The organism is Neisseria animaloris (genome assembly GCF_900637855.1).
In the GTDB taxonomy this organism is placed as follows: domain Bacteria; phylum Pseudomonadota; class Gammaproteobacteria; order Burkholderiales; family Neisseriaceae; genus Neisseria; species Neisseria animaloris.
This window is the reverse complement of sequence record NZ_LR134440.1, coordinates 1098642-1120140: the sequence shown is the minus strand read 5'-3', so window position 1 is coordinate 1120140 and position 21499 is coordinate 1098642. Positions and strand designations below refer to the sequence as shown.

Sequence of the window (21499 nt, the reverse complement as noted above, 5' to 3'; positions counted from 1 at the left end):
ATTAATTATGTATATAGGTGAAAGATTCAATGCATACAGCCATTTGGCCGGTGCGGTATTGGCCATTACGGGAATGGTGTTGCTGCTGATTAAGGCGGTGGGGACGTTGGACGTTTATAAGGTGGTCAGCGCTGCGGCTTACGGCACTTGCCTGATTGTGCTGTATGTAGGTTCGACAATCTATCATAGTGTGCCTCAGCCGAAAGCGAAGGCAGTGCTGCAGAAAATAGACCACTGTGCCATTTATCTTTTGATTGCAGGTAGTTATACGCCGTTTACACTGGTAACGCTGCAAGGGGCATGGGGTTGGTCGTTATTCGGCGTATCGTGGGGGTTGGCTTTATTCGGCATCATTCAGGAGCTGACCATCAGCCGTAGAAGTGAAAAACGGCTGTTATCGCTGATTCTGTATGTGTTGATGGGCTGGTTGGTGTTGGTGGCGATTTATCCGCTGGTAAAAACGCTGCCGCCGGAAGGGATGTTTTGGCTGGTACTCGGCGGGCTGCTGTATAGTGCTGGAATTTATTGGTTTATCAACGATACGAAAATCAAGCACGGGCACGGCATTTGGCATTTGTTTGTGTTGGGTGGCAGCTTGGCCCAGTTCGTTTGCGTGTATTTTTATGTGATTTGACTGTGGTAACTCGAGAGGCCGTCTGAAAATGTTGAAGCAAGTATTTTCAGACGGCCTCCCGGTTTTTATCGGACAAGGCGGCATTAAAAGCCATTCGTAAAATAGCTAGGGTAGACAAACTTGATTTTTACGGCGGTGCTGCCGGGTCTTGGTTCAGAGAAAACGGTTTTGTAGCCTGCCGCTTTGTATTGAACACAAGGTTATTTGTTGTATTTGCGCTGCGGATAAAAAAAGGCCGTCTGAAAAGACGGCCTGAAAAGTGCTCTTACAGATGGGAGTGTCTGCTAAGAGATTCTGAAGTTTAAAACAATCATGAAACTTTGCGCATTGCATGGGCTACAGGGCCGTTTTCGATGGCTGCCTGCAACTCTTCGGTGCTGTTTACAACGGTTACACCGGCTTGACGCATGGTGTAAACGGCTTGAATCGCACTTTCGGGGGTGTAGCCGCGACAGGCGGAAATATTAACGATAACATGCCAGCTATCGTTATACCAACTTAAGTGTGCAGCGGTTTGCAGAACGGAATGTTCGGTTGCCAGGCCGCCGATGATAATGGTTTCGGCTTCTTGGGCGTGCAGCCATTCGATTAAGCCGGTGCTGCGGTATTCTCTTTTATCGTGGAAACATGCGCTGTCGGTTACTTCGCCTTCCACTTCGATGGCGTGGTCGTAGTCGGCAGGGCACGGCAGGCCGCGCAGCAAATGCGCACCATGGCAGCTTTCATTTTGCGCCGCATGAATAGATAAATTTTCGCGCGCAAACACAAAATGGTTTTGTGGGATGGTAATGCCGTATTCGTTGGCGCAACGGCTGGCGCATAAGGTTTCTTTGGGTGCAGACACGTTTTCGATCAGAATGCGTTTGTGCGCCAATCTGGCCTGATTGTTCAGCTCAGGCACAATTTGCTCCGGTTGGTGGACACATTGTTTATCATTGGCGGCAAAGCAGGAGAATCTGCATTGAGGCTGAAGGTCGATGGCAATAATGGTCATAATGTCTGCCCCTGAGAGGTTAAGCTTTCTTTCCGTTTGTTGGGCGGTGTGAAAACCGGACAAACGTTCTTCTTTTGATGAGCGGTATGTTATCAAGATAAATGGTGTTGTTCCAATAATTATTTTAAAACGTGTAAACAGTTATCTTTGTTAATGTCTATTTCGGGATAAATATATCTTATTAAATATCGCAAACAGTTTTATTTATAAGTTTAACTATTTGATTTTTAACTGATAAATATAAATATTCATATGGTATTTTAAGCTGGTGTTCCGGTTTTGATGTGTTGTTTTTATACGAAAAAATCGTACATAAGGCAGATATTCCTATAGATTGACGTACCGTTTTTATAAAAAAGCCATAACGAGAATCATGATAGGCGGTATGGATAAACGGTATTTTCAGGATGAGTGGTATGAAAATTTGTGAAAACCATTACCAGTTCCCGCATTTCCCTATGCTGTAAAGCCATTCATATCGAGTGGTTGAAAAGGTTCCGGTATCTTTAGTTGGGGGCGGTTTGCCAGTTATTGTTTTCCAATATAAATATTTATCTGCGACATCTATGTAGTTTTGTTATCTGCCCGGATATTTTGATGAATTTTTCAGACGGCCTGCGCTACAATCTATTGCACTATCAAAATAAATAAATCTGTTTAGGAGAAATACCATGTTTGCCTTTACCAAACCCCAATCCGCTTTGCGTGATGCCGTTACCGCCGCCTACCGCCGTGACGAGGCCGAAGCGGTGGCCGATATGCTGCAACGCGCCGAAATGAGCGCAGAGGAAAAAGAAGAAGCGGCGAAACTGGCGCGCCGTTTGGTGGCGCAAGTGCGGGCCAACCGCACCAAAGCCAGCGGCGTGGATGCGTTGATGCACGAGTTTTCATTATCGAGCCAAGAGGGTGTGGCCTTGATGTGTTTGGCCGAAGCCTTGCTGCGGATTCCCGATAACGCCACCCGCAACAAGCTGATTCAAGACAAACTTTCGGGCGGAAATTGGAAAAAACACCTCAACAACAGCCCGTTGCTGTTTGTGAACGCCGCCGCGTGGGGGCTGCTGATTACCGGCAAGCTCACCGCCGCCAACGACGACAAAACCTTGGGCATGGCCTTAACCCGCATTATCGGCAAAGGCGGCGAGCCGATGATACGCAAGGGCGTGGACTACGCCATGCGTTTGTTGGGCAAGCAGTTTGTTACCGGCCAAACCATAGGCGAAGTCCTGCAAAACGGCAAAGAGCGCGAAAAATCGGGCTACCGTTTTTCGTTCGACATGCTCGGCGAAGCGGCGATGACGCAGGCCGATGCCGACCGTTATTATCAGGATTATGTGAACGCCATCCACGCCATCGGCAAAGATGTGGCGGGTGCGGGCGTGTATGAAGGCAACGGCATTTCGGTGAAGCTTTCCGCCATTCACCCGCGTTACGCGCGCGCCCAGCACGAACGTGTGATGAGCGAACTGCTGCCGCGTTTGAAAGAGCTGTTTGTGCTGGCGAAACAATACAATATCGGCTTGAACATCGATGCCGAAGAAGCCAACCGTTTGGAACTGTCGCTCGACCTGATGGAAGCGTTGGTTTCCGACCCCGATTTGGCCGGCTTTAACGGCATCGGTTTTGTGGTGCAGGCGTATCAGAAACGCTGCCCGTTTGTGATCGATTATTTAATCGACCTCGCCCGCCGCCACAATCAGAAGCTGATGATTCGTTTGGTAAAAGGCGCGTATTGGGACAGCGAAATCAAATGGGCGCAGGTGGACGGCTTGGAAGGCTATCCCGTTTACACCCGCAAAGTCCACACCGACGTATCTTACCTCGCCTGCGCCCGCAAGCTGCTGGCCGCGCAAGATGCCGTGTTCCCGCAGTTTGCCACCCACAACGCTTACACCTTGTCGGCGGTTTACCAAATGGGGCAGGGCAAAGACTTTGAATTCCAATGTCTGCACGGTATGGGCGAAACGCTGTACGACCAAGTAGTCGGGGCGCAGAATTTAGGCCGCCGCGTGCGCATTTACGCCCCCGTCGGCACGCATGAAACCCTGCTCGCCTATTTGGTGCGCCGTTTGTTGGAAAACGGTGCCAACTCTTCGTTTGTGAACCAGATTGTCGATGAAAAAGTGAGCATAGACGATTTAATCAAATGCCCGCTCGATGCCGCCGCACAAACGCAAGGCAAAATGCACGCCGCGCTGCCGTTGCCGCGCCACCTTTACGGAGCAGGCCGTCTGAATTCGCAGGGTTTGGATTTGAGCAACGAATTTGTGCTGCAACAACTGCAAAACGAGATGAACGCCGCTGCCCGGCAAAATTTTCAGACGGCCTCCATCACCACCGTGGCCGTGGCAAGCGGCGAACCACAGCCTGTGCGCAATCCCGCCGACCACAGCGATATGGTCGGTGCCGCCGCCTTTATTCAGACGGCCTCGGTCAGCGAGGTGGTGGCCGCTGCCAAAGCCGCAGAACAGGCATGGGCGGCCAAGAGGCCGTCTGAAAGGGCGGAATGCCTGCGCCGTTTTGCCGACCTGCTCGAAGCCCACATGCCCGCGCTGATGATGCTGGCGGTGCGCGAAGCGGGCAAAACGCTCAACAACGCCATTGCCGAAGTGCGCGAAGCGGTCGATTTCTGTCGCTACTATGCCGACGAAGCGGAAACCACCTGCGCCGAACGTGCGCCGGTCGGCACCATTGTCGCCATCAGCCCGTGGAATTTCCCGCTGGCGATTTTTGTCGGCGAAGTCGCGGCTGCGTTGGCCGTCGGCAATACCGTGATTGCCAAGCCTGCTGAGCAAACCAGCCTGATCGCCCATTACGCCGTGCGCCTGCTGCACGAAGCGGGCGTGCCGAAAGACGCGCTGCAACTGGTGTTGGGCGCGGGCGAAGCGGGCGCGGCATTAACGCAAGACCAACGCATCAACGGCGTGATTTTCACCGGCTCCACCGAAGTAGCCAAACTGATTAACCAAGCCTTGAGCCGCCGCGCCGACAACCCCGTGCTGATTGCCGAAACCGGCGGCATGAACGCAATGATTGTCGACAGCACCGCGCTGGCCGAGCAGGTGTGCACCGACGTGCTTGCTTCCGCGTTCGACAGCGCCGGCCAGCGTTGTTCCGCCCTGCGGATTTTGTGCGTGCAGGAAGACGTAGCCGACCACATGATTCGGATGATTAAAGGCGCGATGAACGAGCTGAACGTCGGCAATCCGATACGCCTTGCCACCGACATCGGCCCCGTGATTGATGCCGAAGCGCAACAAAACCTGCTGGCGCACATCAACAAAATGAAAGGCGTAGCCAAGTCGTATCACGAAATCAGGCCGTCTGAAAACGAGCGGAGCGAGTTTCGCCAAAACGGCGGCAACGCCACATTCGTTGCGCCGATATTGTTTGAACTGAACAACTTAAACGAACTGCAACGCGAAGTGTTCGGCCCCGTGCTGCATGTGGTGCGCTACCGTGCCGACGAACTTGACAGCCTGATCGATCAAATCAACAGCAAAGGCTACGCGCTCACCCACGGCATCCACAGCCGCATCGACGGTAGCATCGAGCACATTTGCAGCCGCATCGAAGCGGGCAACATATATGTGAACCGCAACATCGTCGGTGCCGTCGTCGGCGTACAGCCTTTCGGCGGGCACGGCTTGTCGGGCACCGGCCCCAAAGCAGGCGGCGCGTTTTATCTGCAAAAACTCAGCAAGGGCAAATGGCAGATGCCCGCGCTCACCCGCAACGGCAAAGCCGACGAAGCTGCGCTGGCCGTGTTGGAAAACCTGATGCAGCAGATGGGCTTCGACCACGAACAAAAAGTGCGCTTGGGTAGAGTGATGGGCGAAACGCGCATACATACCCTGCGCCAAGCCGAAGCCCTGCTGCCGGGGCCGACAGGCGAGCGCAACACAGCCATGTGGCGCGCACCCGAAAAAGTATGGCTCTACGGCGGCAGCTTGGAAAACGCCTTCGCCGCGCTGATCCAATTGGCGGCGGCAGGTTCGGCGGTAGTCGTTACCCAGCAACACCCGCTGGCCATCTGGAGCGAACATTCAGACGGCCTGATTGAAGTGAGCAGCCGCAACGTACCCGAAGGCATCAGCCATCTGGCCGCGCTGGAACCGCTTCCCACCGAACTCAAACAGCAGGCCGCACAGCAAGACGGTGCAATCATCAAAATACTCGATGCGGCAAACGGCGTAGATATTTTGCAGGTGTTCGAAGAAATCAGCGTCAGCATCAACACCACCGCGGCAGGCGGTAACGCAAGCCTGATGGCAATGGCGGAAAGCTGATCGGGTTTGATACTGTCTTGAATCATAACGAGGCAGAGACCTTTGCAAACCCCCCATCTGCGGCGCATTTCTGCGTTGTCCGCTGCTCGCTCGTTTGCCTATCTATATGATATGTCTGCACTCGCTGTGCTGCTACGCCTTGAACTGCATCCACATCTGAGGGTTTTGCATAAGGTCTCAGGCCGTCTGAAAAAGTTTTCAGACGGCCTCGGTTGTTTTCTAAGGCGGGCATGGAAGCGGAACGGGCTATGGCGGACAAACTTAATTTTTAGGGAGGCTTACCGTGCCTTGGTTGAAAGGAAACGTTTTTGTAAAGTGCCGATGTGGCGACGGAATCGGTTTCATATCGTTTTGTCGCCTTGTATCGAAAATAAGCGTACCGGCCGTATTTTTATCGGATATGTTCAACCGCCGAACAAATCCTTTTGCGTTTTATTCAGCCAGCCGTGCAAAGGTTTGGGCAGGCCGTAGGCGGCCAAATCCTGTTCGGCCACCCACAGGCCGTCTGAAAGGTTTTCAGGCGGCCTGACTTGCGGAATCACGGCGCAAAAAGGCGTAATCAGCATCAGGCGGTGGGTGAGGCGGTGGGTAAGCGGGGCTTGTTCTTCAAGGCCGTCTGAAACGCCGGTAAAACGGGCAGTGTAGTTGTGCATTGCGTCGAGGGTTTCAAAACACGGTACGCAATACAGACCGCCCCAGATGCCTTTTTGAGGGCGTTTTTCCAACCATAACGCGCCGTTTTTATCACGCAGCACCAGCCAGTAGAGTGGCAGGGTCTGCACTTCGACGGCGGTTTTCTTACGCGGCAGTTCGGTAATACGGTTTTGCGCTTTGGCCGCGCAGATGTCTGTCATCGGGCATTGGTTGCACAGCGGTTTGGTGCGTTTGCATACGGTTGCGCCCAAATCCATCAAGCCCTGTGTGTAAGCAGGCATGTCGCTGTTTTTTTCGGGCAGCAGGCGTTCTGCCAGCATCCACAGTTCGTTTTCAAATTTTTTGTCGGTCGGATTGCCGTCGCGGGCAAACACGCGGCAAAGTACGCGTTTGACATTGCCGTCGAGTATGGTTTCGCGCCGGTGGAAGGCGAACGCGGCAATGGCTGCCGCCGTGCTTCTGCCTACGCCGCAGAGCTTTTCCAATTCGCTACGCTGTTGCGGGAAAATACCGCCGAAGTCGTTTACCACTTGTTGTGCGGCTTTGTGCAGGTTGCGGGCACGGCTGTAGTAGCCCAGGCCTGCCCAAAGGCTCAATACGTCGTCTTGCGGTGCGGCGGCAAGCTCTTCTACGGTGGGGAAGCGGGCGACAAAACGGGGATAGTAGTCGAGCACGGTAGCCACTTGGGTTTGCTGCAACATGATTTCCGAAAGCCATACGTTGTAGGCTTCGCGCACCTGCCACGGCAAATGGTGGCGGCCGTGCTGTTTCTGCCAGCGTATCAGGCGTTCGGCGAAAGAAAGGGAGGAGGGCATGTTGAAGAGGCCGTCTGAACTGAAAGTGCGTATTTTATCGTTAAATGCCTCGGTTGTTGTGTGGAGGCCGTCTGAAAGTCTTTCAGACGGCCTTTTATTGCGGTTTGTCCGGTTAAGGTATCAGAGGCCGAATATTTTCATACGTTCTTCAGCCGGTGCGAGCGGTTTTTCTGCGGCAGGAGCTGTGATGCCGCCAAACACCATCTGTGCACGTAAAGTCCACGAAGAGGGAATATCCCATTCTCTTTTTACAGCCCGGTCAATCAGAGGATTATAATGTTGCAGATTGGCTCCGATTCCGGCTGCCGCAAGTGTGGTCCAGATGGCGTATTGGTGCATAGCGTTAGCGTGATCCGCCCAAACAGGAAAATTGTCGGCATAAATGGGAAAACGCAGTTGCAGATTGCTGATTACGGTTTGTTCTTCAAAAAACAACACCGAACCGGCGGCGGCTTTGAGCATATCCAGCCGGCTTTTTGTGGATGCGAATTTTTCAGACGGCATGATGTCCCGCAGAATATCTTCTGTCAGTTGCCACAGTTTTTCATGTTCGGCATTAAACAACACGGCCACGCGGGTAGATTGCGAGTTGAATGACGACGGTGTATGTGTTACCGCGTGCCTGATAATATCGCTTACTTGCGGCGCAGATAGAGGCAGGTTTTTGTTGAGGGTGTAAATGGAGCGGCGTTTTTCCGCAGCTTGCTGCAAGATGTAATAGTTCATGTTTTTTTATCTTTAATGAATACCGTTAAAGAAAATCAGTTTGTTTTGGAATGTTTGTTGTCTAATGCCCAGCTGCCGCCGCCTGCGGCTGAAAGGTACAGGAAAATAAAGCAGAAGAGGGCTGCAGCTTCCCCTCCGTTGACAAGCGGCAGTAATGGCGCTTTGGCTGCATGTGCGATAAAGTAGGCCACGGCCATTTGCCCTGAAAGGATGAATGCGACAGGACGTGTAAATAAGCCTAGCAACAGCAATAAACCCCCGACGGCTTCGAGAATGCCTGCGAAGCCGTATAGAGAAAGCAGTTGCAAACCATCAAACATTTCTAAATGCGGTATGGCGAAAAGTTTTGCCGTGCCGTGCAGCATAAACATATAGGCGGAAGTAATCCGTAAAATAGCAAGCAAAATAGGTTGGAAACGGTTTTGATTTGAAAGGCTCAAGATAAATCTCCTGTTGTGTTGTAAGAATATGAAAATTACCGTTTTAGTATAGTTATTTCATATTTATTAAAATATACTTTATTTGTTTATATAATATTTCTTATTGGGAAAGCATGGATACCTTATTCAGTTTAAAAGTATTTCGCCAGGTGGTGCAAAGCGGCAGCTTTACCCGGGCGGCCGACCATCTCGGTATTTCGACCGCTATGGCGAGTAAGCATGTGAGCCATCTTGAAAATACCATTCATGCCAAATTACTGCACCGCAACAACCGCAACCTGCATCTTACCGAGGCAGGGGAAGAGTATTACAACCAATGCAGTTACGCTTTGGAAACGCTGGAAACGGCAGCCCAGAAAGCTGCCGGGAGTGTTGAAAAACCGCAAGGTGTGTTGAGGATAACCATGCCGCAGTGGTTTGCAGGTTATCGGGTAGGAAATTGGATTGCCGAATACCGTAGCCGTTACCCAGAGGTATCGCTTGATTTGCTGCTCAGCAACCGCCACACCGATCTGATTGCCGACGGTATTGATTTGGCCTTGCGTGTTTCCAACGATCCTAATCCTTCACTGATTGTGAAGCCGCTGGCGGAAATAGAATTTTTTTTACTGGCATCCCCCGAATATCTGCGCCGTAACGGTGTGCCCGAAACGCCTGAAGAAGTCCAGAGCCATCATGCAATATTGCCTTCTTATGTCGATATGAGCCATGTCGACATTCGTCCGCGCGAGGGCGGTGAAAGTGTACAGCTTGTTTTGAAGCAGGCTGTTTCTTGCGACAATACCTTGATGATAGGCAGTTTGATACGTGCCGGTTGCGGTATCGGATTCCAGCCGGAGTGGAGTGTATGTAACGATTTGAAAAACGGCAGTATGGTAAGGTTGCTGCCGGATTATAAAATTATGACTGCACAACTTTATGCGGCTTATGTGGACCGTACTTTTTTGAGTGCGAAAGTACGCAGTTTTATCGACTTTATCAGTGAAAAGGTTAAGGAAGACTGAGTAATCGACAGGCCGCCCAAACAATGGTTTTCAGACGGCCCTCGACCTTGCACCGATTTGCGGAAAATGATAGTGGCTTATGCCGCACAGGGTTGAATCAGTACCCACGGCGCAACCACGACCGCCCACATGTCTTGATTCTCGGCCAGAAACCGTCGGGCTTGCGCCTCACTGACGACACCGAATTTACCCTGCTGCATCAGTGCCCCCAAAGTTGTGCTGTCGTCCTCGGCCATGCGGCGGGCGATATCGATTAGATCCAGGTCGGGGCTAACATAAACCGCTGCTCCGCGAGCGAAGTGGGGTTGCAGTTCCTGCCAGTTGATGCGGGCGGTTTCAAGATTGAGCTTATCGTTCAGCAGGGGTGCGGACATAGAGGGCTTTCATGAAAAGAAAAAACGTATTGTACCGATTTTTAACGGCTGTTTTCAGTTGCGGGCGGTATTTCGACATAGAAAAATGGCCGGATACAGCTTGGTTTCGTCTTAAAAAAGCATCGGCATCGGGCTATCTGAAATGATATTGATCTAACATCAAAATAAAGTGGCAGAAAATTGTGTAGAATAAGCGTTCTCCAATTTTTTGTTTTACAACCATGATGTTATGCAGTATCATTTATTCCTTTGGCGATGATTTCAGACGGTACCGAACCGAACGGTATCTTCACAGAATCTTCACAGACCGTCTGAAATCTCTTAAGAAGTATCCATGAATTCGATTTTATTAACCGGTTTGCTCCAACGTTTGTTGCTGGCGCTGTGTGCGCTGGCCTTACTGTGGAGCGTTTATTTTTGGGCCGTAGCATGAGTATCGTAGTTGAAAATCTTACCGTCAGCTACCAGCGTTTTCCCGCCGTACACCATTTGGATATGGAATTTGCCGACGGCAGCATGTGGGCGGTGTTCGGTCCGAACGGGGCAGGAAAATCCACTCTGCTCAAAGCCATGATCGGTTTGCTGAAAGCCGATACAGGCAGTATTCACCTTCGGGGGTTGCAGCGGAAAGATATCGCCTACCTGCCGCAGCAGTCCGATATTGACCGCAGCCAGCCGATGACGGTGTTCGAGTTGGCGGCAATGGGACTGTGGTATGAAATCGGTTTTTTCGGACGTGTGAATGCCCGCCAGCGTCAACGGGTGCACGAGGCATTGCAACGTGTGGAAATGGCGGATTTCGCTTCACGCCAGATTGCACATTTATCCAACGGCCAGTTTCAGCGGGTATTGTTTGCACGCATGCTGGTACAGGATGCCAAGTTTCTTTTGCTGGACGAACCCTTCAACGCGGTAGATGCAAAAACTACCTACGCGCTTCTGGATGTGTTGCTCCGCTGCCACCAAGAAGGATTGGCGGTAATAGCCGTATTGCACGATTACGAGCAAGTGCGGGCGTATTTCCCCGATACCTTGCTGATTGCACGTGAAAAAATTGCCGCCGGAGCCACCGAATCGGTGCTGACCGACTGTTTTTTGCAAAAGGCAAACGCAGCGGTGCAACGGCACGAAACCGGTGAATGGTGTGCGGCATAGTGGTAGCCGGATTATAAAAGGCCGTCTGAAAACAAACAGTTAAATTGGGCTGCTTGAACTTTTTCAGACGGCCTCCGACAGAACAAAATGAGTATTTACGAATTAATCGTCGAACCGTTTACGGAATTCGACTTCATGCGTTATGCGCTGGCCTCGGTGGTATTCCTCGCTCTGAGCGCAGCGCCCGTGGGCGTGTTTTTAGTGATGCGCCGCATGAGCTTGGTGGGCGATGCCCTCAGCCATGCGGTGTTGCCCGGTGCCGCCATCGGCTATATGTTTGCCGGACTGAGCCTGCCCGCCATGAGTGTGGGTGGTTTCGCGGCAGGAATGCTGATGGCTCTGCTGGCCGGATTAGTAAGCCGTTTTACCACTTTGAAAGAAGATGCGAACTTTGCGGCGTTTTATTTGAGCAGCCTCGCTATCGGCGTGGTGTTAGTCAGTAAAAGCGGCAGCAGCATCGATTTACTGCATCTCTTGTTCGGTTCGGTGCTGGCGGTGGATTTACCCGCTTTGCAGTTGGTTGCACTGGTGGCCAGCGTAACCATTCTGGTGCTGGCGGTGATTTACCGGCCGCTGGTGTTGGAAAGCATAGACCCGTTGTTTTTGAAGGCGGTAAACGGCAAAGGCGGCTTTTGGCACGTGCTGTTTTTAGTGTTGGTAGTGATGAATCTGGTGGCTGGGTTTCAGGCGTTGGGTACGTTGATGTCGGTGGGTTTGATGATGTTGCCGGCAATTACCGCACGGCTGTGGGCACGGAGCATGGGCATGTTGTTGTTGCTGTCGGTGGCGGTGGCTTTGCTGTGCGGCTTCGGCGGGCTGTTGTTTTCATATTATGTTGAAATTCCCTCCGGCCCGGCGATTATTCTGTGGTGCGGCGCACTTTATCTGTTTTCGGTGCTGCTCGGCTGGGAAGGCGGTATCGTACCGAAGTGGTTGCGGCACAAGCGGCACCTTAAAGTTTAAACGTCCTTTTCAGACGGCCTGTTGTTTGAAGCGTGTTTGCGGCGGGTCGTACGATCAATTAGAGTTATGTTATAGCAAAGGAAAAATTATGAAACATTGGAAAACCGGTTTGATTGCCGTTTTGGTTTCCGGCAGCCTGTATGCCGCCCCCATGCCTGTGGTAACCAGTTTCAGCATTTTGGGCGATGTGGCCAAGCAGGTCGGCGGCGAGCGCGTGAACGTACAGAATCTGGTAGGCCCTAACCAAGACGCACATGCCTATCATATGACCAGCGGCGACGTGAAAAAAATCCGCTCAGCCAAGTTGGTGTTGGTAAACGGTTTGGGTTTGGAGGCGGCGGATGTGCAACGTGCCGTGAAACAAAGCAAAGTAGCTTATGCCGAAGCAACTGCGGGTATCAAACCGTTGAAAGCACCCGAAGGCGGGCACCACCATCATCATGGACACGACCACCATGACCACCACCATCATCACGACCACGGAGAATTTGATCCGCATGTGTGGACTGACCCCGTGCTGATGCAAACGTACGCCCAAAACGTCGCCAACGCCCTGATTAAAGCCGACCCCGAAGGCAAGGCTTACTATCAGCAGCGTTTGGCAGACTATCAAGGTCAGTTGAAAAAGCTGCACGAAGACACGCAAAAGGCCTTTAATGCCGTGCCGCAAAACCAACGTAAAGTGCTGACCGGCCATGATGCTTTCGCCTATATGGGCAAGCGTTACAACATCAAATTCATTGCCCCCCAAGGCGTGAGCAGCAGCGCTGAACCGTCTGCCAAACAAGTGGCGGCGATTATCCGCCAGATTAAGCGCGACGGTATCAAGGCCGTGTTTGCCGAAAATATCAAAGACACGCGCATGGTTGACCGCATCGCCCAAGAAACCGGCGTGAAAGTAAGCGGAAAACTGTATTCCGATGCCTTAAGCACCGGCGCACCGGCGGATACTTATGTGAATATGTACCGCTACAATGTGAAAGCGTTAACCGATGCGATGAAGCAATAAGCTGCGGTTGCCGATAAGAAAGGCCGTCTGAAAGTTTTCAGACGGCCTCTTTTTAATGTTTCATATAAATTAATCTTCGCCGCTCAAAGAAAGCAAGATGTTGAGCAGGCTGCTGAAAATATTGTAGAGGGAAATAAAGATGGTTAAAGCCGCGCTGATGTGGCTGGTTTCGCCGCCGTCAATCACAGTACGGATCCGCCACATAATCACCAGCGAGCTGAAAATCACAAAACCTGCGGAAATCGTTAAGCCCAGCGCAGGAATTTGCAGGAACATATTGGCCACTACGCCCACCATCAACACAACGGCACCCACCACCAAGAAGCGGCCGAGTGAATTCATGTCGGCTTTGGTACGGCGCGCCATCGCAGCCATGGTAAAGAACACGGCGGCAGTCATGGCGGCGGCAAGGCCGACGATTTTCGCACCGTTGCTGAAGCTGAGGCTGTATTGCAGCAGCGGGCTGATCAGCACGCCCATGCCGAAAGTGAACACCATCAGCAAGGTGGCACCCACATTGCTGTAACGGTTTTTCTCAATCAGGAAGCACATGCCGTAGAAAAAGGCCAGCACCACGCCGAAAGCAATCCAGCGGTTGCCGAACATGCTGTATAGGTTGAAGCCGACTTGGCTGCTTAAAAATGCGCCCGCAGCACAGGGAATAAAAGAAAGACCGAGCAGACCGTATGTTTTGCGCAGCACGGTATTTTTCTGCACCGCGCCGGCGGTTTGGGTGTAATGATAAACGTCGTTTTGCATGGCGTTTGCTCCCTATTTGAGGAATGTGTGTAAAAAATGAATGAAAAAAGATTTTAGCAGCAAATCAAAGATTTTGGCGCAAAATTATCGCAATCGGTTTGAAGTGCCGCCGATCGGCTTCACACATGCAGCCACAACAGCAGCACCCACAGCAAAACCGTGATGCTCCATTGCGGCAGCAGTTTGTCGAGCTGCGCGCAAGATTGGGCTTTTTTAAGAAAATACAAGTGGATGAGTGATGCTGCCAGTAGAAAAGCATGCAAACGGCTTACAGATGTTGTGCTGAAATACCGGGGCAGCCACCGCCACCACATCAATCCTGCCGCTGCCAGCAAAGCAGTGTGATACAGCTTGGCGCGGCGCAGCCCCAAGCGCACGGCGACGGTGGTTTTACCTGCGGCCGAATCGCTGTCGATATCGCGCATATTGTTGATGTTCAACACCATGCTGCACCACAATCCGAGTGCGGTGGCGGGTAGCCACGACCATGTGTTCAGACGGCCTGTTTGCAGATATTCGCAACCGAGCACGCCGAGCCAGCCGAAGAAAACCAGCACGGCCAAATCGCCCAAACCGACGTATCCGTAAGGGTTTTTACCGGCCGTATAAGCGAATGCCGCCGCCACCGCCGCCGCACCGAGCAGCAGCCACAACAGCCAGTTTTGCAGTCCGCTCATGCCGATGGAGGGCAGGGCGGCTGCTAAAAGGGAGATGCCGAGCGCGCAGCAGATAACGGCGGCGGCAACCAGCCCGCGTTTCATGGCGGTACGGCTGATGTGTCCGGCACCGACCATGCGCTCCGGCCCGCGGCGTGCAGCAGAATCGGCACCGTTGCAGGCATCGCCGTAATCATTGGCCAAATTGCTGAATATTTGCAAGGCGACGGCGGTCATGACGCATAACACCAAAACCGGCGGATTGCTTTGCTGATTTAGGGCTGCCGACACGCTGCCGCATAATGCAGACGCAGCGGCTAGCGGCAAAGTGCGCAGGCGGGCGGCGGCGAGCCAGTGTTTGAAAGCCATAAGGTATTTGCGGAAGGTAAAAGAGAGTGCCTGATTATATATGAGGCCGTCTGAAAGTATTTGATGTGGATACAATAACGGGGGATTACAGGGAAGTTTTGCCAAATGTGGGTAGATTTGATATTGGGAAAGTGCGGTAGTTTTCCGCTTATGAAATATTAACTTTCAAGTTGGCAGCCGATATAAGCAAAGGCCGTCTGAAAACTGTTTTCAGACGGCCTTTCCTTGTTTTCCGAAAGCAATCCGGCAAGATTATTTCTGCGGCACATAGCCTTGCACTTGGTCGGCTCCGTCGCCGAAGAAGTAGTTTTCCATTTGCTGCGCTAAATATTCGCGTGCACGCGGATCGGCGAGGCTGAGGCGGTTTTCGTTGATGAGCATGGTCTGGTGGCGCGTCCAAGCGTCCCATGCTTCTTGGGATACGTTTTCAAAAATGCGCTTGCCCAGCTCGTTAGGCAGCGGGGCGAATTTCATGCCGGGGGCTTCTTTGCCGAGTTTGATGCAGTGAACCATGCGGGTCATGTCGGTTTCCTTTTGAATGTAGTGTTTCAGATGGTCTTGATTGTAGCGGAGCAAGACGGGTTTGTATATTGCCCGGGCCGATGGTGCCGCGGTTCGCTTTCGACCGGCCGCTTTTTGCAGGCAGGTTAAAGGTAGTAGGCGAATACTTGCGAATTGCGGCCGCTTTCGTAGTATTCGCGTTGCCGCTGTTCGGGCAACTCTTCCACAGGGGCCGTCTGAAAACCGCGTTCGACAAACCATTCGCCGGTTTGGGTGGAAAGGGCGAACAAGGTGCGTATTTTGCGGGTGCGGGCTTCGTTAATCAGATGTTCGAGCAACAATTCGCCGTAACCGCCTTTTCTGGCTTCGGGGGAAACAACCAAACCGGCCAGTTCGCCGTCGGAGCTGCCGGCAAAAGTTTTCAGAGCCGCGCAGCCGTAGATTTGGCGGTCGTGTTCCAAAACGAAAAATTCGTTGATGTGTTCGTCGAGGTATTCGCGGCTGCGGCGCAACAGGATGCCTTGTTCTTCGAGCGGGCGGATGAGGGTGATGATGTCGGAAATATCACTGATTTCGGCTCGGCGTATGTTCATAAAGGCACCGCAGGCAATGGATGTGCCGACCCCCTGCCTCGAAAACAGCTCGCCGATCAAGCTACCGTCCTGTCGTCCGCTGAGCACATGAGTGCGCTGTACGCCGCTTTCCACCGCATTGATGGCGGATTGCAGCAGGCGGCTTTGGGCGGGATGGTGGCGGTCGGTTTCAATCAGGATACGGGCTTCTTGCGCGGAAAGGTTGCGGAATACATTGCCCTGCGTATTGATAATGCCTTCTTGCTCGACAAGGTAGATCAGTTTTTCCGCTTGCAGGGCAATGGCGGCGGCCTCGGCAATATCGCTCATGCTCAAGTTGAAGGTTTTGCCGCTGAGTGAATGCCCCAGCGGGCTGATTAATACCAACGCACCGTTATCGAGGCGTTGGCGTATGCTGTCGGTGTCGATCTTGCGGATGTGCCCCGTGTAGCCCATGTCGATTCCATCAATCACACCGTAAGGGCGGGCGGTAACAAAATTGCCGCCGGCCACGCTTAACGAGCTGCCGCGTTGGGGTGCGCGGGAAATGCCGATGGACAGGGCGGCTTCGATGTCGCTGCGTACCATACCGCAGGCCTGTTTGACATAAGTGAGCGTGGTTTCATCGGTGATACGGTGGCCGTTATGGTATTGGGGCGTGTGGCGGTCGGCTTCGGCCAAGGCATTGATTTGGGCGCGGGAGCCGTGCACGACAACCAGCCGCACGCCCAAGCTGGCAAGCAGGTTCAAATCGGCGGCAAGGGTGTTGAGTGCGGAACCGGAAAGCAGGCTGCTCGATACGCCGATGACCAGCGTTTTGCCGCGCAGATAGTTGATATAGGGGGCGGCTTCACGGAAGTCGCGCACAAAGTCAACAGCAGTGTTCATCTTAATAAAATCAGATAGAAAAGCTGCATAATCAATACGGTAAGTGCCACAAACGAAGCAAGGGTCCAGTTAATGTTTTCCTGTTTTGCCTTGTTGCCGCGTTGGGCGCGGGCGGGCGCGGCACTTTTTGTTGTTTTGCCGTCGTCAGGCAAAAGATTGTCGAGTACGTCGGCAATTTCGTGTTTGGTCATGGCTTTGCGGGTGCGTACTTGGGGGCCGATGCTGTGGACGAGTTTAACGTCGGTAACCGCATAGGGAAGCTGGTCGGCTTTGGCATTGTCCGGCATTTCGCGCATATAGTCTTTGGCCTGAAACAGGCCTTCGCATTTGCTGCATACAACGAAACCTTGCGCAACATTCAATTGCGTATCTTTCACCCGGTGGCGGGTTTTGCAGTGAGGACAGACGCTTACGAGCATGGTATTTTCTTGATTTAAAGTTATTGTTTGAACGGGTATTTTAAGTGTTTTCAGACGGCCTGTGTAGTTAAGCCTGTGAAGATTCGGAGTTGCGGCGGCTTTTGTGTCTAAAAGTGCAGCGATATGTTCGATTTGCGTATAAATTTTTTCAGACGGCAGGAGGCCGTCTGAAAACATGTGCCGGGCAGCTTATTCGGACAGACAAACGCTATATTGAGGGCTTCAAGCCACGCCGTAACGTTCGCAGTAAGCGCGTACCGGTTCCAGATAAGCACCGAATTCGGCGTTGTTTTCCAGCAGAGCCAGCAAATCGCGCAAGTTGGCAATCGACACCACCGGCAGTCCGTATTGTTGCTCCACTTCCTGCACGGCGGAAAGTTCGCCCGTGCCTTTTTCCATGCGGTCGAGTGCAATCGCAACGGCTGCAGGCGTTGCGCCTTCCGCCTCAATCAGCTTAACCGATTCGCGCACCGAAGTGCCTGCCGAAATCACATCGTCGATGATCAACACGCGGCCTTTGAGCGGGGCACCCACCAACACGCCGCCCTCGCCGTGGTCTTTCGCTTCTTTGCGGTTGTAGGCAAACGGCACATTCACACCTTTTTCAGCCAGCATCATAGCGGTGGCCGCCGCCAGAATAATGCCTTTGTAGGCCGGGCCGAACAGCATATCGAATTCGACTTTGCTCTCGATAATCGCTTGTGCATAGAATTTGGCCAACGCCAAAGTGGACGCGCCGTCGTTAAACAAACCGGCATTAAAAAAATAAGGCGACTGACGGCCTGCTTTGGTGGTGAATTCGCCGAACTTCAAAACATTTTGTTCAAGCGCGAATTTGAGGAAATCTTGACGGAAATCGGACATTTTTGCAGTTCTTTCCAGCAGAAAAATAAAGCCGATTATAGCCGAAGGAAGCAAGCGGCAACAGGCCGTCTGAAATAAAACCGCAAGCATCGGCAAATATTACTGCGGCATTTTTGAGGTGTTGTGGAAGCAGTTTTTGCAAAATTACCGCACAGCTTAATGTTTCAATTTTCTTTTCTCAATAACGCAAGTTTACGTATAATTGTTATGGTATAACATTTTGTAAATTGAGAGTCGGAAGATGAAAAAAACAAAAATAGCTTTGGGCGTGTCGTTGGTGTTTGTTCATTCGGTGTTGTCGGCGGAACCTGTTCAAGATGAAAAAGTGGCTTTAGATATGGTTGTAGTGAAAGGAGAGCGTTACACCGCCAAGTCTGAAGGGAATGTGTGGAATCAAAAAAGAATTGCCGACACGCCTAAAGGCAACGGCACCATCAATGATTTGTTGCGCACCAGCCCGGGCGTGCAGTTTTCCAATACCGAAGGCACGGCCGACAGTGCGGGAGAAATTGCACCGCCGAATATTTCATTTCACGGCGAGAAGTTTTACAACAACCGTTTTGCAATAGACGGAGTGAGCAACGACAGCAATCTCAACCCCGCGCACAACGGCTCCGATACGCAGTTGGATGCGGATACGGTAAATTCGCACACGGTGGGCGCGCTGCCCGCAGGCCATCCGCAGGCGTTTTGGATCAGTCCTTCGCTGGTGGAAAACATTAAGGTAAAAGACAGCAATATTTCCGCCCGCTACGGCCGCTTTACCGGCGGCGTGGTGGATGCCGATTTAATCAAGGCAAACAGAGAAAAAGCATTCGGCAGCCTGTCGTACCGCACCACGCGCCACACTTGGACGCATCATTATATCGACCCGCTGTATGCCGACGAATACCGCGAGGCGCAGTCGTCCAACACGCAGCCGAAATTTACCAAGCATGAATCCACTCTCACGGTAAACCAACCTGTCGGCAAAGATTCGGCGGTGCTGTTTTCGTATAGCCGCCAGCGTGCTTCGATTCCTTTTTTCCATCAGCATCTGAAACAGTCGACCAAGCAAAGGCGTTTGGCTGAAACCTTTTTGTTGCGGAGCACGCACCGTATCGACGACGATAACAATCTGTCGGCAACGGTAATATATTCGCCGCATTATGCCACTTACCATCCGGCCAACTATAAAGACGGCCGCTTTACCAACAGCGGCGGCGGCTGGCGTTTTGATTTGGATTGGGAACGCTACGCCGGTTTCGGCAGGATGCAGACCAAATTGAGCTACCGCAGCACCGAAGAAAAAACCGCTTACGACCAAGACAATTTATACCGCTACAACGACGACACGCCGTCGATAAACTGGACAACCCATCCCGAAGTGGATGAAGCGGCCGTGGGCGGCATAGGCACCAGCCGTTCGTTTGGCAAGCATATCAACCTGCAACAGCATTTCGAGTTTAACGAAGCGGACTGGCGCGGTTGGAAACACCGCTTCAACGCAGGTTGGGAGGCGGAATATGCCGATAAAGGCTTCGAGCGCAAAAAGCCCACCATTATTTACAGCGGCTCACGAAAAACCGACCGTAAGGATTGCACCGAATGTATTCCGGGCGAACAGTTCTTTACCAGCTATGCCTACAACTATCCGGCCAACATCAAAGTAGGCACGCATAATCTCTCCCTTTATCTTGAAGACGATATCGAAAAAGGCAATCTGCGTTTGAAGCCGGGTATCCGCTTGGATTACAACGGCTTTCTGAAAAATACCGACATCGCACCGCGGTTTGCATTCGATTACCGCCTGCCGTTGAAAGCGGCCAAACTGCATGTGTTCGGCGGAGCCAACCGTTATTACGGCAGCGAAATGCTGACCTACAAATTACGCAGCGCACATGTGTTCCAACGCAATTTCGACCGCTTCGAGATAGATGACCCGTGGACATCGCGCGAGTTGAAAGAACCGCGTTACGACGGTAGCGATTTGAAAACGCCGTACAGCAACGAATGGAATTTGGGCCTGCGCCAGCATATCGGCAACAGCGAATGGCAGTTGAAATGGGTGCGCCGCAACAGCCGCAACCAGTTTTTAACCAAAGAAAAAACCGATGAAAGCGGCCAAACCTACCGTGTGTTGGCCAATACCGGCCGTTCCGACAACGACACCTTCAGCTTTACCGCCGGCTTGAACCGCCCGTGGACGCTCGGCCCGACCCTGCTCAGTTGGCGGGCAGGTGCCGATTACAACAAACGCCGCTCCAACCAAATCGGCACGTTCCAACGCTACGACTGGAGCGAATGGAACGTGAAAAAAGTATTGGTAGACGGCAAGCTGAAAGATCCCGACAACTTGCCCGCAATGGATTTCAACCAGCCGTGGAATGCCTTTATCGAAACCGAACTCGCCGTGCCCAAGTGGTATTTTACCTGGACGCAACGCTGGCGTTATTCGCCCGGCACGGTGGAATACACGCAGGAAAACATCCGCTGCACGCCCGAACGCGCACGGCTGTGCCAAGGCTATGTAGGCAACCTGAGCAAGTTCGACCAAATCAAATACAATTCCGCGCTGATGGCAGACTGGCATTTCTCGTGGGCAAAACCGCTGGCGAAAACGAAAAAGGTGGAAGTGAATTTGGACGTGTTGAACGTGTTTAACCGCAAAATCGTCGGCAAAAAAGTTTATACCCCCGAATGGCAGGAGAAAAAACGCGACGTGTCGTATAAAATCGGCCGCCAATTCTGGCTGGGGGCGAAATATTCTTGGTAAACCAAAGGACAAGATAAAGAGGCCATCTGAAAATTAAATTTCAGACGGCCTTTTAGATTAAAACCATAGGTCGACCATGCTTGGCTGACGTTTGTGCAGAAACTGTTTGGTTAGCCGAATAGCGCGGAGTGCGTGCCGATTCGTGCCAGTTCGACTGTGTTTTCCGTATGGCGGTAAATCAGTACCAAATCAGGCTCGATGTGGCAGTCGCGAAAGCCGTGCCAGTTGCCCGTGAGCGCGTGGTCGCAAAATTTAGGCGGCAGAGTTTGTTCGCTGCATATACAGTAGAGTGCTTCAATCCAGCGCGTTGACAGCGCCAGCGCAGGATATTTTTTGAAATCGCGTTTGAATGCGTTACTGAACTCGATCGCTTTCATTCAGCCGTTCCATCAATGCTTCCACACTGTCGGCGCGATGCAGGGTTTCCGTGCCGTTTTGCATGGCAGTTAAAACGCGTGCGGTTTCGGCGTTGGGTTGGTAGTCGAAGCTGAAGCGTTGCTCGGTGGCGATTTTGGTCAGCGTCATGCGGATGACGTCGGAGATGGTCAAACCCGCACCGGCCAATACTGCGCTGGCTTGGTTTTTCACATCTTCGTTGATGCGTACGCTCACAAGTGCATTGGCAGCCATTTGCTTTCCTTTGTTTATCATTTGATAAA

Annotated in this window: 20 protein-coding genes and 1 pseudogene; 8 read left to right on the top strand and 13 right to left on the bottom strand. The window is 52.2% G+C overall.

Annotated elements, in window-relative coordinates; all coding sequences use genetic code 11:
- Positions 1 to 7: 7 nt before the first annotated feature.
- Complete coding sequence (gene trhA / locus EL216_RS05270; RefSeq protein ID WP_085389258.1) at positions 8 to 634, top strand: PAQR family membrane homeostasis protein TrhA; 627 nt, start codon at positions 8 to 10, stop codon at positions 632 to 634.
- A gap of 310 nt (positions 635 to 944) precedes the next feature.
- On the opposite strand, the gene EL216_RS05265 is transcribed toward trhA, so the two are convergent.
- Positions 945 to 1628 carry an isochorismatase family protein gene (locus tag EL216_RS05265; RefSeq protein ID WP_085389259.1) on the bottom strand — a complete coding sequence of 228 codons (684 nt, stop codon included), beginning with the start codon at positions 1626 to 1628 and terminating at the stop codon, positions 945 to 947.
- 671 nt (positions 1629 to 2299) lie between these two features.
- Between EL216_RS05265 and putA the strand changes: the two genes are divergently transcribed.
- Both putA and EL216_RS11475 read left to right on the top strand, forming a co-directional pair.
- Positions 2300 to 5917, top strand: coding sequence for a bifunctional proline dehydrogenase/L-glutamate gamma-semialdehyde dehydrogenase PutA (putA, locus tag EL216_RS05260; RefSeq protein ID WP_085389260.1), 3618 nt, complete (start codon positions 2300 to 2302; stop codon positions 5915 to 5917).
- 42 nt (positions 5918 to 5959) lie between these two features.
- Positions 5960 to 6091, top strand: a pseudogene (locus EL216_RS11475) (lipoprotein signal peptidase); the annotation flags it as partial.
- 230 nt (positions 6092 to 6321) lie between these two features.
- On the opposite strand, the gene mutY reads toward EL216_RS11475, so the two are convergent.
- The 3 genes from mutY to EL216_RS05240 form a co-directional block, all read right to left on the bottom strand.
- A complete protein-coding gene (gene mutY, locus EL216_RS05250; RefSeq protein ID WP_085389261.1) occupies positions 6322 to 7386 on the bottom strand; it encodes an A/G-specific adenine glycosylase in 1065 nt (354 codons plus the stop codon).
- A 120-nt stretch (positions 7387 to 7506) separates the two neighbouring features.
- Positions 7507 to 8112, bottom strand: a complete 606-nt coding sequence (locus tag EL216_RS05245; protein ID WP_085389262.1) for a nitroreductase family protein — start codon at positions 8110 to 8112, stop codon at positions 7507 to 7509.
- A 35-nt stretch (positions 8113 to 8147) separates the two neighbouring features.
- Complete coding sequence (locus EL216_RS05240) at positions 8148 to 8552, bottom strand: DoxX family protein (RefSeq protein WP_164713857.1); 405 nt, start codon at positions 8550 to 8552, stop codon at positions 8148 to 8150.
- 113 nt (positions 8553 to 8665) lie between these two features.
- On the opposite strand from EL216_RS05240, the gene EL216_RS05235 reads away from it, so the two are divergent.
- Positions 8666 to 9556, top strand: coding sequence for a LysR family transcriptional regulator (locus tag EL216_RS05235; RefSeq protein ID WP_085389264.1), 891 nt, complete (start codon positions 8666 to 8668; stop codon positions 9554 to 9556).
- 77 nt (positions 9557 to 9633) lie between these two features.
- On the opposite strand, the gene EL216_RS05230 is transcribed toward EL216_RS05235, so the two are convergent.
- Entirely contained in the window at positions 9634 to 9930 is a 297-nt protein-coding gene (locus EL216_RS05230) for a DUF2288 domain-containing protein (RefSeq protein ID WP_085389265.1), read from the bottom strand.
- 429 nt (positions 9931 to 10359) lie between these two features.
- Between EL216_RS05230 and EL216_RS05225 the strand changes: the two genes are divergently transcribed.
- The 3 genes from EL216_RS05225 to EL216_RS05215 all read left to right on the top strand — a co-directional run bounded on the left by EL216_RS05225 (position 10360) and on the right by EL216_RS05215 (position 13057).
- The gene (locus tag EL216_RS05225; RefSeq protein ID WP_085389266.1) at positions 10360 to 11085 is read left to right on the top strand and encodes a metal ABC transporter ATP-binding protein; all 726 of its coding nucleotides are present in this window, start codon (positions 10360 to 10362) and stop codon (positions 11083 to 11085) included.
- Between the two features lie 87 nt (positions 11086 to 11172).
- Complete coding sequence (locus tag EL216_RS05220) at positions 11173 to 12048, top strand: metal ABC transporter permease (RefSeq protein WP_085389267.1); 876 nt, start codon at positions 11173 to 11175, stop codon at positions 12046 to 12048.
- A gap of 88 nt (positions 12049 to 12136) precedes the next feature.
- Positions 12137 to 13057 (top strand): metal ABC transporter solute-binding protein, Zn/Mn family, encoded by a 921-nt coding sequence (locus EL216_RS05215; RefSeq protein WP_085389268.1) that lies wholly within the window; start codon positions 12137 to 12139, stop codon positions 13055 to 13057.
- A 69-nt stretch (positions 13058 to 13126) separates the two neighbouring features.
- Here EL216_RS05215 and EL216_RS05210 read toward each other — a convergent pair whose 3' ends face one another.
- The 6 genes from EL216_RS05210 to pyrE all read right to left on the bottom strand — a co-directional run bounded on the left by EL216_RS05210 (position 13127) and on the right by pyrE (position 18085).
- A complete protein-coding gene (locus EL216_RS05210; RefSeq protein WP_085389269.1) occupies positions 13127 to 13816 on the bottom strand; it encodes a Bax inhibitor-1 family protein in 690 nt (229 codons plus the stop codon).
- Positions 13817 to 13935: 119 nt separating this feature from the next.
- A complete protein-coding gene (gene menA, locus EL216_RS05205; RefSeq protein ID WP_085389270.1) occupies positions 13936 to 14841 on the bottom strand; it encodes a 1,4-dihydroxy-2-naphthoate octaprenyltransferase in 906 nt (301 codons plus the stop codon).
- Between the two features lie 252 nt (positions 14842 to 15093).
- Positions 15094 to 15363 carry an oxidative damage protection protein gene (locus EL216_RS05200; RefSeq protein ID WP_085389271.1) on the bottom strand — a complete coding sequence of 90 codons (270 nt, stop codon included), beginning with the start codon at positions 15361 to 15363 and terminating at the stop codon, positions 15094 to 15096.
- A 125-nt stretch (positions 15364 to 15488) separates the two neighbouring features.
- On the bottom strand, positions 15489 to 16802 hold the full coding sequence (argA, locus tag EL216_RS05195; RefSeq protein ID WP_085389272.1) for an amino-acid N-acetyltransferase: 1314 nt from the start codon (positions 16800 to 16802) through the stop codon (positions 15489 to 15491).
- On the bottom strand, positions 16799 to 17221 hold the full coding sequence (locus EL216_RS05190; RefSeq protein ID WP_085389571.1) for an MJ0042-type zinc finger domain-containing protein: 423 nt from the start codon (positions 17219 to 17221) through the stop codon (positions 16799 to 16801). The genes argA and EL216_RS05190 overlap by 4 nt, the downstream gene beginning before the upstream one ends.
- A 222-nt stretch (positions 17222 to 17443) precedes the next feature.
- Positions 17444 to 18085 carry an orotate phosphoribosyltransferase gene (gene pyrE / locus EL216_RS05185; protein WP_085389572.1) on the bottom strand — a complete coding sequence of 214 codons (642 nt, stop codon included), beginning with the start codon at positions 18083 to 18085 and terminating at the stop codon, positions 17444 to 17446.
- A gap of 241 nt (positions 18086 to 18326) precedes the next feature.
- On the opposite strand from pyrE, the gene EL216_RS05180 reads away from it, so the two are divergent.
- Positions 18327 to 20840, top strand: coding sequence for a TonB-dependent receptor plug domain-containing protein (locus tag EL216_RS05180; protein ID WP_085389273.1), 2514 nt, complete (start codon positions 18327 to 18329; stop codon positions 20838 to 20840).
- Positions 20841 to 20950: 110 nt separating this feature from the next.
- Here EL216_RS05180 and EL216_RS05175 read toward each other — a convergent pair whose 3' ends face one another.
- Both EL216_RS05175 and EL216_RS05170 read right to left on the bottom strand, forming a co-directional pair.
- On the bottom strand, positions 20951 to 21217 hold the full coding sequence (locus tag EL216_RS05175) for a type II toxin-antitoxin system RelE/ParE family toxin (protein ID WP_085389274.1): 267 nt from the start codon (positions 21215 to 21217) through the stop codon (positions 20951 to 20953).
- Positions 21195 to 21470: a type II toxin-antitoxin system RelB/DinJ family antitoxin gene (locus tag EL216_RS05170; protein ID WP_085389275.1), complete on the bottom strand. Its 276-nt coding sequence runs from the start codon at positions 21468 to 21470 to the stop codon at positions 21195 to 21197. The genes EL216_RS05175 and EL216_RS05170 overlap by 23 nt, the downstream gene beginning before the upstream one ends.
- Positions 21471 to 21499 lie beyond the last annotated feature (29 nt).

What these genes read in the sequence shown, in the direction of transcription:
- trhA (WP_085389258.1), top strand. Translation starts at nt 8, where the DNA reads ATGTATATAGGTGAAAGATTCAATGCATACAGCCATTTGGCCGGTGCG.
- EL216_RS05265 (WP_085389259.1), bottom strand. Translation starts at nt 1,628, where the DNA reads ATGACCATTATTGCCATCGACCTTCAGCCTCAATGCAGATTCTCCTGC.
- putA (WP_085389260.1), top strand. Translation starts at nt 2,300, where the DNA reads ATGTTTGCCTTTACCAAACCCCAATCCGCTTTGCGTGATGCCGTTACC.
- mutY (WP_085389261.1), bottom strand. Translation starts at nt 7,386, where the DNA reads ATGCCCTCCTCCCTTTCTTTCGCCGAACGCCTGATACGCTGGCAGAAA.
- EL216_RS05245 (WP_085389262.1), bottom strand. Translation starts at nt 8,112, where the DNA reads ATGAACTATTACATCTTGCAGCAAGCTGCGGAAAAACGCCGCTCCATT.
- EL216_RS05235 (WP_085389264.1), top strand. Translation starts at nt 8,666, where the DNA reads ATGGATACCTTATTCAGTTTAAAAGTATTTCGCCAGGTGGTGCAAAGC.
- EL216_RS05230 (WP_085389265.1), bottom strand. Translation starts at nt 9,930, where the DNA reads ATGTCCGCACCCCTGCTGAACGATAAGCTCAATCTTGAAACCGCCCGC.
- EL216_RS05225 (WP_085389266.1), top strand. Translation starts at nt 10,360, where the DNA reads ATGAGTATCGTAGTTGAAAATCTTACCGTCAGCTACCAGCGTTTTCCC.
- EL216_RS05220 (WP_085389267.1), top strand. Translation starts at nt 11,173, where the DNA reads ATGAGTATTTACGAATTAATCGTCGAACCGTTTACGGAATTCGACTTC.
- EL216_RS05215 (WP_085389268.1), top strand. Translation starts at nt 12,137, where the DNA reads ATGAAACATTGGAAAACCGGTTTGATTGCCGTTTTGGTTTCCGGCAGC.
- EL216_RS05210 (WP_085389269.1), bottom strand. Translation starts at nt 13,816, where the DNA reads ATGCAAAACGACGTTTATCATTACACCCAAACCGCCGGCGCGGTGCAG.
- menA (WP_085389270.1), bottom strand. Translation starts at nt 14,841, where the DNA reads ATGGCTTTCAAACACTGGCTCGCCGCCGCCCGCCTGCGCACTTTGCCG.
- EL216_RS05200 (WP_085389271.1), bottom strand. Translation starts at nt 15,363, where the DNA reads ATGACCCGCATGGTTCACTGCATCAAACTCGGCAAAGAAGCCCCCGGC.
- argA (WP_085389272.1), bottom strand. Translation starts at nt 16,802, where the DNA reads ATGAACACTGCTGTTGACTTTGTGCGCGACTTCCGTGAAGCCGCCCCC.
- EL216_RS05190 (WP_085389571.1), bottom strand. Translation starts at nt 17,221, where the DNA reads ATGCTCGTAAGCGTCTGTCCTCACTGCAAAACCCGCCACCGGGTGAAA.
- pyrE (WP_085389572.1), bottom strand. Translation starts at nt 18,085, where the DNA reads ATGTCCGATTTCCGTCAAGATTTCCTCAAATTCGCGCTTGAACAAAAT.
- EL216_RS05180 (WP_085389273.1), top strand. Translation starts at nt 18,327, where the DNA reads ATGAAAAAAACAAAAATAGCTTTGGGCGTGTCGTTGGTGTTTGTTCAT.
- EL216_RS05175 (WP_085389274.1), bottom strand. Translation starts at nt 21,217, where the DNA reads ATGAAAGCGATCGAGTTCAGTAACGCATTCAAACGCGATTTCAAAAAA.
- EL216_RS05170 (WP_085389275.1), bottom strand. Translation starts at nt 21,470, where the DNA reads ATGGCTGCCAATGCACTTGTGAGCGTACGCATCAACGAAGATGTGAAA.